This is a genomic window from Bifidobacterium sp. 2450, assembly GCF_041900695.1.
In the GTDB taxonomy this organism is placed as follows: domain Bacteria; phylum Actinomycetota; class Actinomycetes; order Actinomycetales; family Bifidobacteriaceae; genus Bifidobacterium; species Bifidobacterium longum.
Genome location: NZ_JBHEEA010000003.1, coordinates 46723 through 63002, shown reverse-complemented (window position 1 = coordinate 63002; position 16280 = coordinate 46723). Strand labels below are relative to the sequence as shown.

Here is a 16280-nt window from a genome sequence, read left to right as displayed (position 1 = left end):
AAACAGTGGGATGTCAAGTCCAATATTAGCCAACCTATTGTGCCACAAGCCCTAGGCGGCTTGGGTATTACCACCAGCGGATCAGTACTCGCGCTTCTTGGGCGGATAGTCGGTGATGTGCACCGGCTTGAAACTTACCGAACCATCATCGGCGACCATCGAGTGAGCAAGGAAATGCTCATCGTCGCGTTCGGGGAAATCAAGGCGTTGCATGGATCCGCGAGATTCCTGACGGGATTCGGAAGCGTGCAGCATGGCCTCGGCCAGTTCAATCAGATGACGGACTTCCCAGATGGCGGTGACCTCCTGATTGAATGCGGCGGTCTTGTCATGGGCCCGCAAGGTATCGGCAACCGGTGTGATGTCGTTGTTGATCTGAGTCAACGCCGTATCGATGGTCTGAGCGGTGCAACGTACGGCCAGAGCCTGCTCCATCACTGATCCGAGTTGGGCCATGAGCTGATAAGGATTGTCGGTGGGCCCGCCATCGTCTGAATCATCCATCGGTCCAGCGAGCAGTTCGTCAAGCTCTGCCTTGCGGGAATCGGCAGCCTGACCGGCGGCATCGGTCAGCATGTCATCGGCCGAATCATCGGCCATGGGGGAGTCAACCGGGTTCTCGGCGATGCGTGCGGCCATCGTCTGACCAGCACGTGTACCGAACAGACAGGCGTCGAGCAGAGAATTGCCGCCCAGACGATTCGCACCATGTACGGAGACACAAGAGCATTCGCCAGCGGCGAACAATCCATCGACTACCTGCACGGCACCGTCGGCCCAACGGTACACCTCGCCATTGGTGGTGATGGGGATGCCGCCCATCGTGTAATGCGCAGTGGGCTTGATAGGCACCAGGTCCTTGGCCGGATCGAGGTTCGCGTATTGCTCGATGGTTTCGACCACCTGCGGCAGCACTTCCTTCATACGTTCGGGGTTGATGCCGGTCATGTCCAGCCAGACGCAGTCCTTCGGACCATCCGGGTCCTTTGGGTCGGCGACGCCGCGGCCGGCGTCGATCTCTGCCATGATGGAGCGGGAGACCACGTCTCGTGCGGCCAGATCCCTATGCTCCGGGGCGTAGCGTTCCATGAACGGCTCACCGTCGGCGTTCCTCAGGATGCCGCCTTCGGCGCGGGCCGCCTCGGACAGCAGGATGCCGGTGTGTGCGAGCCCGGTGGGGTGGAACTGCACGAATTCGATGTCCTCAAGCTGCAATCCGGCGGCCAAGGTCAATGCCATGCCGTCGCCGGTCAGGTCCCAGGAATTCGACGTGGTGTGGAACAGTCGGCCCGCGCCACCGGTGGCAAGAAGCACGTTGCGCGCGTGGATGGCTTGAATCTTGCCCGAATGCGTGTCAAATGCCACGATGCTGGCCGCCTGCTTGCCGTCGTCGGCGAGCACCAGGTCGGTCACATACCATTCCTCGGCGAACTCGACGCCTGCCGCCACGCACTGCTGCCACAAGGCGTGCAGAATCTGGTGGCCGATGCGGTCGGCCGCATAGGCGGCGCGCTTGACCGGGGCACCGCCGAACTCGCGCGTGTGGCCGCCGAACCGGCGCTGGGCGATATGCCCGTCATCGGTACGGGAGAAGGCCACGCCCTGACGCTCCAGGTTGATCACGGTCTGCGGCGCGTATTCGGCGAGCAGTTTGGCCGCGTCCTGGTCGACGAGCCAGTCGCCGCCCTTGATGGTGTCGTAGTAATGCCAGTGCCAGTCATCGAACTCCACATTGCCCAGGCTCGCGGCGATGCCGCCCTCGGCCGAACCGGTGTGCGAACGCAGCGGCTGCAGTTTGGAGACCACGAGGATCTTCGGGTCCACGCCTTGTTCCTTGAGCTCGGTGATTTCGGGGGAGCGCAGCAGTCCCAACGCCGCCGACAGGCCGGCCGCTCCGGCGCCGACGATCACCGCATCATACATATCTTCCAAACGTTTCGGACTCATGGGTTCGATTCTCGCACACCCGCCGAACAGCCTTCGAGCCGTGTCATGGAAGCCGATTAGCCGACACGGCTGCTCAGCTTGAGTATGCCGGCATCACGCTCGATCACTCCCTTCAGCTCCAATGCGCCGAGTAGCTCAAGTATGGTGCCGATATTGGGAATCTCGTCGGGTACCGTCTCTCGCGCCACACGCAATAGTGCGTCCGGGGTGACGATGAGATGTCGTTTACGGCATTCACGAATCAATGCCACTAATGTGCGTTCCATTTCCGGCAGCTTGGCGATAATGATACGTTGTTGGGCTTCCTTCTCGGGATCGGGCTTCGGCTTGGCACGAAGATCCGGCATCTGATGCGACGAGGGCAGCTCTTCACCCTTGCTCTTGTTGGCACCGGCTTCGGCAGTTGCGCTCGCCGGCCCATCCTTGGATTGAACGAGTGTAGGCTGAGTATGCTTGGTCTTAAGACGTTTCGAATGACCTGAATCTTGTGACGACTCCTGTGACGCCGATGATTCCGAGGATGCTGGCGATAACGGAGTCGTTGCCGGCACTTCCATGGCCTCCTCGTTTTCGGACGAGTCCTGACCTGTGGATTTCGATATGCCGGGGCATGCTGCCATAACGGGCTTATGCCGTTCATGGCATATATCCTCGGTGGATGTGGCGGCACACAGAATCATCGCTCGTTGGTCGCCGATCATCTTATTGCACCCGGCGTTGCAAGGCTGATTGATGTCACCGGGAACCGCATACACTTCGCGCAGCAATTCGCATGCCCATCCCGCGGTGTTGAGCGCTCCGGAACGCAACCGGGCTTGCGTCACAATCAATGTGGAAGACATGGCCGCGATAATGCGGTTGCGGAGTAGAAAACGACGGGCTTCGGGAATCGTCCCTGGGCACAGTTCACTGATCAGTGCACCACCCTGCGCCTCGATACGTTCGAACAGCGTGCGGTTACGCATCGGTCCGATATGGTTGAGCCCGCCGGCGAATACGGCAACGGTTCTGCCCACATTGGCGGGTATTCTGCCGTGCAGCGCATTCAACGCTCCCCAATGTGCCGCCGCATCCGTGCCCATCGCGCCTCCGGACACGACCAGATGCCCGGCAACGGCTGCCTGTTCGGCTACGGTGTGTGCCACATACCGGCCATATTCGGTCACGTCCCGTGAACCGACGATGCCGACCGGTTTGGCGCAACTGATCAATGCGCGTGAATCGCCTTTGATCCACAAACACAGCGGTGGCGCCCAATCGGAGCGAATGGACAGGTCGGCCAACTGCGAGGGCCAACATGGATGGCCAGGGCCGATAATCCATTGCGTGCCATCCATAGTGAACCAGTCGGCCAGTTGGATGATGTCTTGCGAGGGCAGGTCCATCATGCGGTTATGCCAGCCGGCCAGTGCATTGCGGAAGGAGCGCATCGCGTTCGCCGACGCCTTGCGGCCCCATCGAGTGAGGCCGTCCACGAACATGCGGTCAATACGTGACAGCGCCGGGCCGCAGATTTCAGATGGCTGGCTTGGGTGGGATTGCGCCAACGCATGCCAGAGGGATTCGGCGTTTTCCGCGCCTTTGAGCGTGGCGTACATCATCACATCCGCACCATCAAGACAGAACGTGAGCGCGGCACGATACAACGTATCCGTGGGAGGTACGGGAATAGTGCGCGAAACGGCGAGACTCGTATCGGTGTGATCCACACTGCCTGCGGTGCCGCCAGATTGCCGGATATCAGTAGCGTTACTCATGTCATCCTCGTTCTCATTTCGATGCCCTGATGGACGTCCTGTTCAGTGGGGGATACGCGGCCGGCCAGATCGGCGAGCGTCCAAGACAGACGCATGGCGCGATCAGCCCCGCGCAATGTGAGTTGATGATTGGACAGGGCCCGATTGACCAATTCCATCGCTTTCAGCGATGTATTGGCGTGCAGCCATTTGCCCGAAGCTTGCGCGTTGCACACCCATCCATACTGTCTGAACCGATCTTTGGCCACTTGACGGGCACGAATCACACGAGCTTGTATCCCGGCACTGGACTCGCCGATTGGCTCGCTTTGCGCGGCAATGCGCGAGACTGGTGGCACCGCCATCTGAATATCCACACGATCCAATATCGGTCCGGACAATCGCGAGAAATAACGTATACGGTCTTTTTCCCGGCAAGCGCAACGTTCGCCGGTGCCGTAATAGTATCCGCACGGACAGGGGTTGGCCGCCATGATGAGTTGGAATGAGGCCGGGTAATAGGTGCTGCCTTTTGAACGGGAAAGCGCCACATACCCGGATTCCAATGGTTCGCGCAACGTCTGCAGGGCGCGTGCGCTGAATTCCGGTGCCTCGTCCAGAAACAGAATGCCTCGATGCGCGCGCGTGATTGCGCCGGGAACGGCGATGCCGCTGCCACCACCCACCAAGGCCGCCGTGCTGGCGGTGTGGTGCGGTGCCTCGAACGGCGGCATGTCGGTGATGCCGTACTGAGGCAGTATGCCGCACAGCGATCGAATCGATGCCACCTCCAGTTGTTCCGCCTCGTTCAACGGGCACATGATGCCGGGCATACGTGAGGCCAGCATGGTTTTGCCGCTGCCTGGTGGGCCGGTCATGATGAGATTATGCCCGCCTGCCGCCGCCACTTGCAGCGCCCATTTGGCATGCTCCTGACCCAGAACCTCGTTCATATCGCCACAATCGTTGGGATGACTTGTGGGCGATTGATCCGTGGTGGTCTCGTCGGTAACCGGTGTATCGGGAATCGTATAGGTGGCATCGCCGCCCATCAGTTCGATGAGCTCACCCACATGCCTCACGCCCACTACATCCAGTCCATCCACCATCGAAGCCTCGTCAAGATTGCGATGGGGAACAATCATTTTGCGCACGCCACGTTCCTCGGCATGCAGCATGATCGGGAGCAGCCCATGAATCGGCAGCACCGAGCCGTCAAGATTCACTTCGCCGAGCACAATGGTATCTTCTAGGCAATCATGCCCTATGGCACCCGCCGCACATAGGACGCTGGCCGCGATGGTCAGATCATGCGACGAACCGCGTTTGGGCATGGCCGCAGGGCTCATGTTCACGGTTACACGGGTTTGCGGCCAACCGAATCCAGTGGCTTGACACGCCGATTTCACGCGCTCGCGGGCTTCGGACAACGATGCATCTGGCAATCCGATGATGCTGAAGTATGGCAAGCCAGGGCTGATGAAAGCCTGCACTTGGACGATGAAGGCCTTAAGGCCGATCAGTCCGACTGAGAGGGCACTGCCGATAGCCATGTCTACTCCTTTCACAATGTGTTTCGCAACGTGGCTGTTTTTTTTGGGGGGGCTTCAGAAGGCATTTTCAATGTGATGCACGAGCGGCCTGCCCACCCGAAGCACGATGGTGACAACATCGAAACGGACCGCCGAATGCGGCACACGATTACGCCGGTCAAGCAGCCAATCGCAGGCGGCTTTCCTGAGATTGTGCTGTTTCGCCGGCGTAATGGCCTCTTGCGGATATCCGTAATGCATGGACCGGCGTGATTTCACTTCGACGAACACCACCGTGTACTCGGGATTGAGCATCACGATGTCCAATTCGCCGTAACGGGTATGCCAATTGCGGCTCAGGGTCGTCCAACCATGTTCCTCCAGCCACGCGGCGGCATACTGCTCGCCGAGCGCGCCGAACTGTTTGGGCGTCAGATTGCGGTCGCCCATTGTGGCCGCAATCCGTTCCGAAGACAGCGTTGCCTGCGGATCAGGTGAAGCCAGCATGGGCTGGTGAAAGGCAAGACCGGCGTCGATGCCGGACTTCGTCGTCGGCTGGGTAGGTGGTAAAGCGTTCATGATTCCACTGTGCGGGTTACTTATGTAAGAGCACAAGCGCAACCGGCAAATGTGGATACTATGACGCGGTTTGGCGTGTTGTGGATAACGTGTGGATGAAAACCCGATTATCCACCATTAGTTCAGAAGGTTTACCAAGGCTCCCCAGCTGACTTACCTGTGGATGACAAACAACCCGCCGGGTTGTTCGCTAAACGCGTCAGACCCAGTGAGCGGAGAGGGGAGCCAAGGTGCGGTCACTTCACCAAATCGGTGAGTTCGCCAAGGCTCAGTTCGAAACTGACGCCACGATCCTCGAAATGCGGCTGGTTACGGGTGCTGACCATGGCGTGGCGCACGAACTCACCGGCGATTTCGGCCGACTCGGCCAGGTCGCGGCCGGCCATCACCGCGCCGCACAGGGCAGAGGCGAAGGCGTCACCCGTGCCATGAATCATGTATGGCAACTTCTCATGAGCCAGCTCGGTCTTGCCGGCAACACCAGTGGAAGCGCTGGCCACATAGTTGACGATTTTGCCATCGCCATGGTCGATGCCCTTCAGCACCACGTTCTTGGCACCCAACTCCAGCAGAGCACCAAGCAGCTCGTTAACCGTGGCCTCATCAATATCCTGGCCAGGATAGTCACGCTTGGTGAGAATGCTTGCTTCGGTGAGGTTCGGCATCAACACGTCGGCACCATCGGCCAGCGCGCCCATTGCCTCACACAGCTCCGGTGTGTACGTGGGGTACATTTCGCCGGCGTCTCCCATCACCGGGTCAACCAGACGCAGCGCGTTCGGATATTCGCGGTAGAGACGCTGAATGATTGCCACCTGATCGGGGGAGCCGAGGAAGCCTGAATACACGCCATCCAGCTCCACGTCTTCCTTCTGCCAGGCATCCAAGTAACCGGAGAGAATATCCGTGGTGTCATGGAACGTGAACACTGCATAGCGCGTGTGCGCCGAGAACAGGGCGGTCGGCACCGGGCACACATCGCAGCCGGCGGCCGAGAGAATCGGAATCGCGGCGGTCAGCGAGCACTTGCCGTAGCCGCACATGTCGTGCACGGCGGCCACGCGCGGAATATAGTTCGGATCACGGTCATACAGTGTTACATCGGTCATGTCTGTTCGAATCCCTTCACCATGTTGGCGGAATAATTCATTGGCGATGTTTGACTGTAGTCGTTCGTCATGTAAACCATGTAACCGGGCGGCAGAAAATGAAACAGATGTCATCACCGAGCGGGCAAACCGTCTTGGTGACGGGTGGAACAAGCAATCATCACGGACACTTGAGCCATGCGCGAAAGGCATGGCAGCGATATCACCGTGACCGCAGTCGACCTTGAAAGCGCATGCGTGCGGCCCGGCGTGTCGCGATAATTTCAACGACTTTTTCGTGACTTCTGACAGTCGCTCACGTCAATGATCCCAAGGCTTTATAAGCCCTTATAGGCAAGTCCGATAACGTTCAGCTTGCGCCGCGCGGCCCAAGCGTCGTAACTTCATAACCAACACCTCGCCAACCGCCCGAACACGGCAGGCGGGTGGCAAGGAAAAATCCTCGCGACCTAGCACAACCAAGGAGAATACCATGGCCGAGAACAACAAGAAGTACCGTTTTGAAACCCTGCAGCTGCATGTGGGCCAGGAACAGGCCGACCCGGCCACCGATTCCCGCGCCGTGCCGATCTACCAGACCACCTCCTACGTCTTCCACAACTTCGATCACGCTGAGGCCCGATTCGGCCTTGCCGACCCGGGCAACATCTACGGCCGTCTGACCAACTCTACCCAGGGCGTGTTCGAAGACCGTATCGCCGCTCTTGAAGGTGGTACCGCAGGCCTTGCCGTCGCCTCTGGTGCAGCCGCCGTGGAATACGCGGTGCGCAACATCACCCAGTCCGGCGACCACATCGTCGCCGCCAAGAACATCTACGGCGGCACCTTCAACCTGCTGCGCCACACTCTGCCGCGCGACGGCATCACCACCACCTTCGTTTCCGCCGAGAACCCGCAGGAGTTCGAGGACGCCATCCAGGAGAACACCAAGCTCGTCTACTTCGAGACCTTCGGCAACCCGAACGCTGATCTGCCGGACTTCGAGGCAATCTCCGAAATCGCCCACAAGCATCACCTGCCGGTGATTGTGGACAACACCTTCGCCACTCCGTACCTGTTCCGCCCGCTGGAGCACGGCGCCGACGTGGTGGTTGAATCCGCCACCAAGTTCATCGGCGGCCACGGCACCACTTTGGGTGGTGTGATCGTCGAAAGCGGCAAGTTCAACTGGGCCGAGGTGCCGGGCAAGTTCCCGACCCTGACCGAGCCGGACCCCTCCTACCACGGCCTGAACTTCTACGAGGCTCTCGGCGGCACCGCCTTCGTGACCCGTATCCGCGCCATCCTGCTGCGCGATACCGGTGCCACCCTGTCTCCGTTCGCCGCATTCTTGCTGCTGCAGGGCACCGAAACCCTGTCCCTGCGTGTTGAGCGCCACGTCCAGAACGCGCTGAAGGTCGTCGAGTACCTGCAGACCGTGCCGGAAGTCGAGTTCGTTTCCCACCCGTCCATCCCGGACCGTCCGGATCACGACCTGTACGAGAAGTACTTCCCGAACGGAGCAGGCTCCATCTTCACCTTCGATATCAAGGGCGGAAAGGATGCGGCTCGCGTCTTCATCGACAATCTGCACCTGTTCTCTCTGCTTGCCAATGTGGCCGACGCAAAGTCCCTCGTCATCCACCCGGCTTCCACCACGCACTCCCAGGAGACCCTGGAAGAGCTCGAGGACCAGGGCATTCACCAGGGCACCATCCGCCTGTCCATCGGCACCGAGAACATCGAGGACATCCTCGATGACCTGAAGGGCGGCTTCGAAGCCCTTCGCGCTTCCGGCTTGGCCAAGTGAGGTCGACAGGAGGGTTGACGGCCCGATGAGAAGGGGCGCGATGCTAATGGGGTGCATCGCGAATCATCGAGCCGCATGGGGCGCCTTCCGCCTGATCGCTTGACCCAAGGAGTAGAAAGCTCGCACTGATGTCATGCAGTGCGGGCTTTCTTGCGTCTGTATGCCTCACACTGTCTGCGCAGAGGCATGAATAGTGTGAGACCTGAGACGACATAATCCTCAAGGATGAGGGCCGGCGCGTGGCCGACCGCCCAATTCAGTCTGGCGCACGATGGGGCGCGCCGTTATTTCTTCATAAGTTGGAATCATCATCCGGGCATAAGGCCCGGCCAAATATGGAGAGACATTATGAACGTGCAGAACCCGGCCGCATCGCGCGGCATCGCTATTCAGGCCGTCGACTTGGTCAAGAACTACGGCACTGGCAGCAATATGGTCCATGCCCTGCGCGGCGTGAACGTGAGTTTCGAACGCGGCAAATTCACCGCCATCATGGGCCCGTCCGGCTCCGGCAAATCCACGCTTATGCACACGCTCGCCGGCCTCGACTCCGCCACATCCGGGCATATTCTTTTCGACGGGGCAGACCTGACCCGCATGGACGACAAGCAGCTCACCTTGCTACGTCGCCACAAGATCGGCTTCATCTTCCAAAGCTTCAACCTGTTGCCCATGTTCACCGCCGAACAGAACATCCTCATGCCACTGACTCTCGCCGGAGACAAGCCCGACCGCGCCTGGTTCGACCTGCTTGTCGATACCCTGGGACTGAAGCAGCGCCTGAACCACCGACCGAATGAACTGTCCGGTGGCCAGCAGCAGCGCGTGGCCATCGCCCGCGCGCTGATTACCAAGCCGAAGCTGGTGTTTGCTGACGAGCCGACCGGCAACCTCGACTCCGTTTCCAGCGCCGAAGTGCTCGGCTTCCTGAAGCGTTCGGTCAACGAGCTTGGCCAAACCATCGTCATGGTCACGCACGATGCGGTGGCCGCCTCCTACGCCGACCGTGCCATCGTATTCGCCGACGGACAGATCGTGGCCGACGAGGCGAATCCCACTGCCGAAACGATGAGCGAGCTGCTTATGGCCGAACGCGAACGTGCCACGCGCACTGCCGTCACCAGCACACGCGCCGACACGCTCGCCCGTCTTGCCGGCGTAAAGGATGTGCCCAACCTGCCCATCACCGACGCTCCATTGCCCCCAGCTGGGAGAACCGGCACCATGCGCCATGCCCGCGCCGCCGCACAGCACGCTCGCTGAGCCGGAAAGCGAGAGACAGGACACCCCCATGTTTTCCATCACTCTGAAACTTATGAAGAAAAGCGCCAGGATGCTGATTCCGGCAGGCATCGCCATCCTGATCGGCACTGCGTTCATCGCCGCTACCTTCCTGTTCGGCAACGCGATGAACGATGCGCTTGCCGCCCAGAACACCGCCCGGCTCGGCGGCGCGAACTACGTGATCAGCCCGGATAGCGGCAAGGACCTGACCGATAAGGACCAGGACTACATCTACACGCGCACGGTTAACGACTTCCAGCTTGACCGCATCCGCGCCACCGAAGGCGTCAAGGACGCACGCGCCAGCTACGCGGGTTCCGTGACCGTAACCCGTGGCAACAAGCATGCCAGCAGCTACGTCATCACCACCGCCGCAAAACGTACGCTGCTGCCGGTCACCATCACGCAAGGAGACCAGCCGGCGGACAGCAACGAGATTGCCCTGACCAAGTCCGTAGCCGACCAGCTTGGCGTCAAGGTAGGGGACCGTGTGACCGTCAACTCGCAGGCGGCGCAGTATGCGGGCAAGACCGGCGATTCGGCCGGTAATACCGGTGACGCTGGTGATGAGTCGGCCCAGAACGCCGATGTCACGAGCTCGCACGACGGTGATTCCGATGCCGCGTCCGGCGTGTCCGCCTCATCCGATGGCGCCAACACTGCCGACTCCGGCATGACCGTGCGCGTGGTAGGCCTCACCGACGACCCGAACGGTGCCTACGCCTACTACGGTGGCGCTTCCGTGCTTTCCGACAACGTTATTACCGCAATGGCCGGTAGCAACGATTTCGGCAACCTGCCTGTCTACCTCGTCTATCTCGATATCGACGATGCCAGCGACGCGGCCACGGCGTCCACCGTAAAACAGATCAGCACACTGCTTCCTAAGCATTTCAGCGTGCAATCCCGTGCCGCGCTCGTCGAAGAATCCGTCAAAAACATGAGTTCGGGCGAAACCAGCATCACCACCATCTTCCTGCTGAGCTTCGGCATACTTGCCATGCTGGTCGCGGCACTCGTCATCGCCAACACCTTCCAAGTGCTCGTGGCACAGCGCCGCCGCACACTCGCCCTGCTGCGCACCATCGGCGCGAACAAAAGCCAGCTGTATGTCTCCGTGCTGTTTGAAGCCGGTGTGCTGGGACTGATCGCCTCCGCACTGGGAGTGGGCCTGGGCATCGGACTCATGGCCGCGCTATGCCAGTCGGGCCTGATGAAAGCCACCGGCATGACCATGCGACTGGTACTATCCGGTCCGGTGTTCACGGTGCCGATGGCATTCGGTATCATTATGACGGTGATTGCCTCGCTAGGCTCCGCGCGTTCCGCTACCGCCGTCACCCCGCTGGAAGCGTTGCGACCCATCGAACTGACCGACACGCGACGGGCCGGTGTGGTCCGCGCCGTGATTTCCATGCTGCTGATTGTGGCCGGCGTGGCACTGTGCGCATTCTCTGTATGGCAGATGTCCGAGAACATCGCCGGACGTGATTCAATGGCCGACAAGCAGTATCCGCTGGTGCTGCTCGCCGCCATCATCGGATGTGCATTGATTTTCCTTGGACTGGTGCTTTCCGCCACGTTCTGGCTACCGGTGCTCATGCGCGGCGTGGGCGCGCTGGTTGCACTGGCCGGTCCGTCCGCCAAAGTGGCACATGCGAACATTCAGAAGAACCCGCGCCGCGTGGCCGCCACCGGTGCCGCACTGCTTATCGGCGTGACGCTGGTCTCCACCATCGCCACCGGTGCCGCCAGCGCCAAGCAAACCATGAACGAGGCGCTGACCACGCGCTACAGCGTCGACATGATTGCCGCTGGCACCGATATGACTGGCAAACAGGCCAGCGAGGCAGCCAAAGTCAAGGGCGTTCAGAGCAGTATCTACGCGCCGACCCGCATGATGACCATGAAGGATGCCGACGGCAAGAGTCTGAGTGTGCTGGTCGTGGGCGTGGATGGCGTCGACGCGCTGCGCAAGGTGGTGCGCTCCGATTTGTCCGGTGTGACCATTGATGGCGATTCCGTACTGATGCCCAAGTATTCCGCCGCTACAGGCAAGGATATTCCGCTGGACAAGAGCGTTACGTTCACGGCTGGAGCGGCCGAAGCGCAAGCCGATGCCACCAATGGTCCGTCCGGTAATGATGCGAACGGCAGCGCCGAAAACGGCAATGGACAATCCGGCGGCACACAGACGCTGACGCTCAAACCGCGGAAGGTGGACTATCGCCGCATCGCCTCCAACTACGCCGCGGTCGCCTTCGTAGACGCCAGCCACTTCACCAACGGTGGAATCAAGGCCGACGGGCATATCATGCTTATGCGCATTGACACCGAAGGCGCGGGTGTTGCGTTGAACGACGTATTCACCAACGTGCAGAATGTGTTCTCCGCCAGTGCGGGTGTTACCGTGACCGGTCCGGTGGCCGAACGTACGCAATGGGAGACCATGATCAACGGCATGATGGCATTGTTGGTCGGTTTGATTGCGGTGGCTGTGCTCATCGCCTTGGTCGGTGTGGCGAACACGCTGAGTCTGTCGGTGATCGAACGCACACGCGAATCCGCCACCTTGCGTGCCATCGGCATGACGCGCGGCCAACTGCGGCGCTCGCTGGCGGTGGAAGCTTTGCTGCTTTCGCTCGTCTCCGGCGTGGTGGGAGTGGTATTGGGTACCCTGTTCGGCTGGCTTGGATCCTACATGGTGTTTAGTTTGTACGGCGACACCGTGTTCCCGTTCGAATGGGCCACCAACGGTGTGGTGCTCGGCGTCGCCGCGCTCGCCGCTCTGCTGGCCAGCGTGGCACCCGCCCGCCGGGCCGTCAAAACGCCACCCGTCGAGGCCTTGGCCGAGGCGTAGAGCAATAAGCTCCCTCATCAGAGGGAGCTTTGCTACACCAGCCCGTTATCGTACGCGAAGACTACAGCCTGTACGCGGTCACGGGCGTTGATTTTGGCGAGGATGTGCGCCACGTGGGTTTTGACGGTGGGAAGAGAGATAAAGAGCTTGTCCGCGATCTCCTGATTGCTCAGACCATGGGCGATCTCCACCAGCACCTCGCGTTCACGGTCGGTAAGCAGATCCAGTTCGGGATCGGTGTATGCCGGGCGTGACGTATTGGAACCGTCGGAAGCGGCTCCGGCAGGGGAGGGGATGCCGGTCATCGAGCCGGCACCGTTGCGGGCCGCACCGCCAGAGACGCCGCCGGCGGAACCGTACATGGCACCGGAGCGCGCGACATCGCCGGTCAGCGAACCATGCTGCGCGTAACCGTCCTGCATCATCTTTTCGATGAGTCGCTTGGTGGCGGAAGGCGCGATGATCGCATTGCCTTGGAATACAGTACGAATCGAATTGAGCAGCGTCTCCGGTTCGGTGTCCTTGAGCAGGAAGCCCGAGGCACCGGCATTGATGGCCGCCATCACATACTCGTCCAAATCGAACGTCGTCAGAATGATTACGCGCGTCGGCCGGTCGTCAGCCGATTCGGCCGAGATGGTCGCGTCGGCGGCCGGGCTGGCCGAATCGGCCGCGTCTCCCGGCGCGGCGGAGAGCGAGGTAATACGGCTCGTGGCCTCAATGCCATCCATGCCGGGCATGCGCACATCCATCAGCACCACGTCGGGATGCAGGGATTCCGCCAACGCCACGGCTTGGGCGCCGTCGGACGCCTGCCCGACCACCTCCATATCCGACTGCGAACCAATGACCATGGCAAAACCGGCACGCACCAGCTCCTGGTCGTCCGCAATAATCACGCGAATGCTTCTGCTCTCGTTCATGCTCTCCACTGTATCCGTTTCCTATCGGAGCGCCGCTCCATAAACACCCTGATTGTTCCCTGAGTTCTTATTGGGCAAGTCTCTCACCGGGGTAACGTTCCCGCGTGCTGCATCTGACTATCCAACGAAGCCGCCGGTCGCAACTGCATATCCGGCTGCACACCCTCATGGGTCTCGTCGCTGAACCCGGTTTCACGCAACACTTTCAACAGCTGACGCATATGAGCCAATGCGGCGCGCCCCCGAGCGCCAATCGCGGCAAAAGCCGCTGCAATCTGCATACTATCAGGCGCAGGTTCGGCGTTGAGCATCACCAGTCCCTCATCAGCCTGCGCAATCACCGATTCCAGCGTGGTCAGTACTTCGGTTTGCATCGTCGCACTAATACGGTTGCGCTCTAAGTTGGCCGCCAGCACCTTTTGCCGCTCCTGCTCGGCTCGCAGCGTCTCCTCGCGTTGCAACAGCACCAGAGCGTTTGCGCCACGCGAACGGCTCCATCGAGCCATCGCAATGCAGGCAAAACCGACCAACATGATTCCCCCGCCCGGCAGCAAGCCGGACAAAACCAGCCTCCATTTTGAGAGCATGGAACTACCATCGGGCAAAAACAGATGGAACAGCTGACTGTATCCATTCCACCCAGTCATCACCTTGATGCCCGCAAGCCACGAATCGGCTGCCAGCGCCACGCTCACCCAGCGCCAAGCGGACTCTCGTCCATACAATACCGCCGAATACACGGATACCATCGCAAACATATTGATGGTCAAAATCGATGGCAAGAACAACAGTTGCACAGCAGACAGCACCGCCATCGCCAGCGCGCTGCCCTCTGGGAAGCGGCGGCGGAACGCCAAAGGCGAGAGCATAATAATCGTCAGCGTTATAGTCGGCACGCGGTTCGGCGAATACGGGGCATTGCCGATCATTCGCAAATCGCCATACGTGGCGGAATCAAATAGCGCAATCAGCACGATAGTGGCGATAACGTCCATCAGAAGATAGTGCCGCTCGGTCCACTGCGCAAATCGACCCACCCAGTTCGACTCATGCGCATCTCCTTGGTCGAGTACTTTGGGACGCGCCCGATCCATCAATCCTCGTATACGCGAGATAACGGTTAGCACCGGATCCTCCGTATCGGTGCCAGACTGTGGGGCAGCAGGGGAGAGCGGAATCGTAGCCGCCACAATAAAGCCACCATTCGGCCTTGGACCGGCCTGCACGCTGCCACCCAACGACTCAATGCGTTCGTGCATACCAACCAATCCGTATCCGGGCTTATGACCGTCTGCTGCAGACGTCGCGCCACGGCCGTTATCGGATACGGTAATCGACAGCACATCGTTTGACCAGATTTCATCGATGGTGGCTTTAGCACCCTCGCCCGCATGTTTGCGCGTATTGGTCAGCGCTTCCTGCACAAGACGGAACACGGCGGTTTCCGCGTCGGCGGACAGCCGGTCAGGTTGCGCTTTGCCGGTCATATGCCGGGACACCACCAGATGTCCATCAAACAGCGAATCGATGTCGGCATATCCGGTACTGCCACTCGCACCGAACACATTGAACAGACGCTGCATATCATGCTGCGCGCGTTCGGCCTCATGCCGAATCGTACCCATCGTGTGCTTGGCGATGGCCAGATCATGCGCACCCGCATACCGGCCGCCATCCGACTGCACAATAATCGTGGAGAGCGTATGTGCCACCACATCATGCATATCACGGGCGATGCGCGCACGCTCGGCCAGCGCCGCGATATGCGTCTCCTCTGCTTCCCGGGCCACGATGGAAGCATTGCGTTCGCGCATGGCCGCCAGCGTGGCGTTGCGCGCTCGCTGCCACAAGGCCATGATGATGACGCTCAGCACGCTGATTTCCATGCACAGCGCCAGCACACCCATATCCCGCAGCATTTTGATTCCGCAGTTGGATACGCTCGGTTCACTGATGAGACCGGGAGAGGCCGGGCATGTGGGCATGGTCGCAGCGGTGGGCAGCCAGCTGATCCAGGCGGTCCAAGCATTGGAGGAACCGCTTTTGAATAGTGGGCCGACGTTCATTGACACCGCCCAGACCGCAGCCGCGGCCAATCCCATGGCAAAGGCGGTGATAATGAATCGCAAGGAATGCTTGGGATTGCCGTACACGAGCACCGAATACAGGATGATAAGCGTGTAGAAGTCGCCGTAGGTCATCGACGGGCCGAAGACGAGATGGGCGGCGGTCAGAGCCACGAACAACCAAGTGGCGATCTCCGGCTGGTATCGTCGCAGCATCAGCGGAACGAACGTCGGTAGCGACCAGAACAACAATGAATAATTGTTCGACACGAACAACAGTCCAGGAGTCGAAGAGGAACTGGTGGAACTGATGAACGGGACGAGTCCGGATGTCAGTACTGCGGCGAGCAGGGTGTCCCATAGCAGGGTGTGACTCGGCTTCCGAGCGAACCATGCCCTCACGTGCGCGACCATTTCCATATGTCCCAAGGCTAGCGTGTCCGTTAACAAGCCGA

General features: G+C 60.2%; 10 protein-coding genes. 3 read left to right on the top strand and 7 right to left on the bottom strand.

What is annotated here, in order from left to right:
* Positions 1-81 precede the first annotated feature (81 nt).
* The 5 genes from ACEUKI_RS01380 to ACEUKI_RS01360 all read right to left on the bottom strand — a co-directional run bounded on the left by ACEUKI_RS01380 (position 82) and on the right by ACEUKI_RS01360 (position 6903).
* A complete protein-coding gene (locus ACEUKI_RS01380) occupies positions 82-1947 on the bottom strand; it encodes an FAD-dependent oxidoreductase (protein ID WP_374156401.1) in 1866 nt (621 codons plus the stop codon).
* A gap of 56 nt (positions 1948-2003) precedes the next feature.
* Complete coding sequence (locus ACEUKI_RS01375) at positions 2004-3704, bottom strand: DNA-processing protein DprA (protein WP_374156400.1); 1701 nt, start codon at positions 3702-3704, stop codon at positions 2004-2006.
* A complete protein-coding gene (locus ACEUKI_RS01370; protein ID WP_374156399.1) occupies positions 3701-5236 on the bottom strand; it encodes a YifB family Mg chelatase-like AAA ATPase in 1536 nt (511 codons plus the stop codon). Before ACEUKI_RS01370 ends, ACEUKI_RS01375 begins: the two co-directional genes overlap by 4 nt.
* A gap of 54 nt (positions 5237-5290) precedes the next feature.
* Entirely contained in the window at positions 5291-5794 is a 504-nt protein-coding gene (locus ACEUKI_RS01365; RefSeq protein ID WP_374156398.1) for a YraN family protein, read from the bottom strand.
* Positions 5795-6030: 236 nt separating this feature from the next.
* The gene (locus ACEUKI_RS01360) at positions 6031-6903 is read right to left on the bottom strand and encodes a pyridoxamine kinase (protein WP_144169228.1); all 873 of its coding nucleotides are present in this window, start codon (positions 6901-6903) and stop codon (positions 6031-6033) included.
* A 472-nt stretch (positions 6904-7375) separates the two neighbouring features.
* Between ACEUKI_RS01360 and ACEUKI_RS01355 the strand changes: the two genes are divergently transcribed.
* The 3 genes from ACEUKI_RS01355 (at position 7376) to ACEUKI_RS01345 (ending at position 12836) form a co-directional block, all read left to right on the top strand.
* Positions 7376-8692 (top strand): O-acetylhomoserine aminocarboxypropyltransferase/cysteine synthase family protein, encoded by a 1317-nt coding sequence (locus ACEUKI_RS01355; protein WP_374156397.1) that lies wholly within the window; start codon positions 7376-7378, stop codon positions 8690-8692.
* Between the two features lie 348 nt (positions 8693-9040).
* Entirely contained in the window at positions 9041-9955 is a 915-nt protein-coding gene (locus ACEUKI_RS01350; RefSeq protein WP_144169229.1) for an ABC transporter ATP-binding protein, read from the top strand.
* Positions 9956-9983: 28 nt separating this feature from the next.
* Positions 9984-12836, top strand: coding sequence for an ABC transporter permease (locus tag ACEUKI_RS01345; RefSeq protein ID WP_374156396.1), 2853 nt, complete (start codon positions 9984-9986; stop codon positions 12834-12836).
* 32 nt (positions 12837-12868) lie between these two features.
* Here the strand turns inward: ACEUKI_RS01345 and ACEUKI_RS01340 are convergent, their stop codons facing one another.
* Positions 12869-13759 (bottom strand): response regulator, encoded by an 891-nt coding sequence (locus ACEUKI_RS01340; RefSeq protein ID WP_374156395.1) that lies wholly within the window; start codon positions 13757-13759, stop codon positions 12869-12871.
* 83 nt (positions 13760-13842) lie between these two features.
* Positions 13843-16245 carry a histidine kinase gene (locus ACEUKI_RS01335; protein WP_374156394.1) on the bottom strand — a complete coding sequence of 801 codons (2403 nt, stop codon included), beginning with the start codon at positions 16243-16245 and terminating at the stop codon, positions 13843-13845.
* Between the last annotated feature and the right edge of the window lie 35 nt (positions 16246-16280).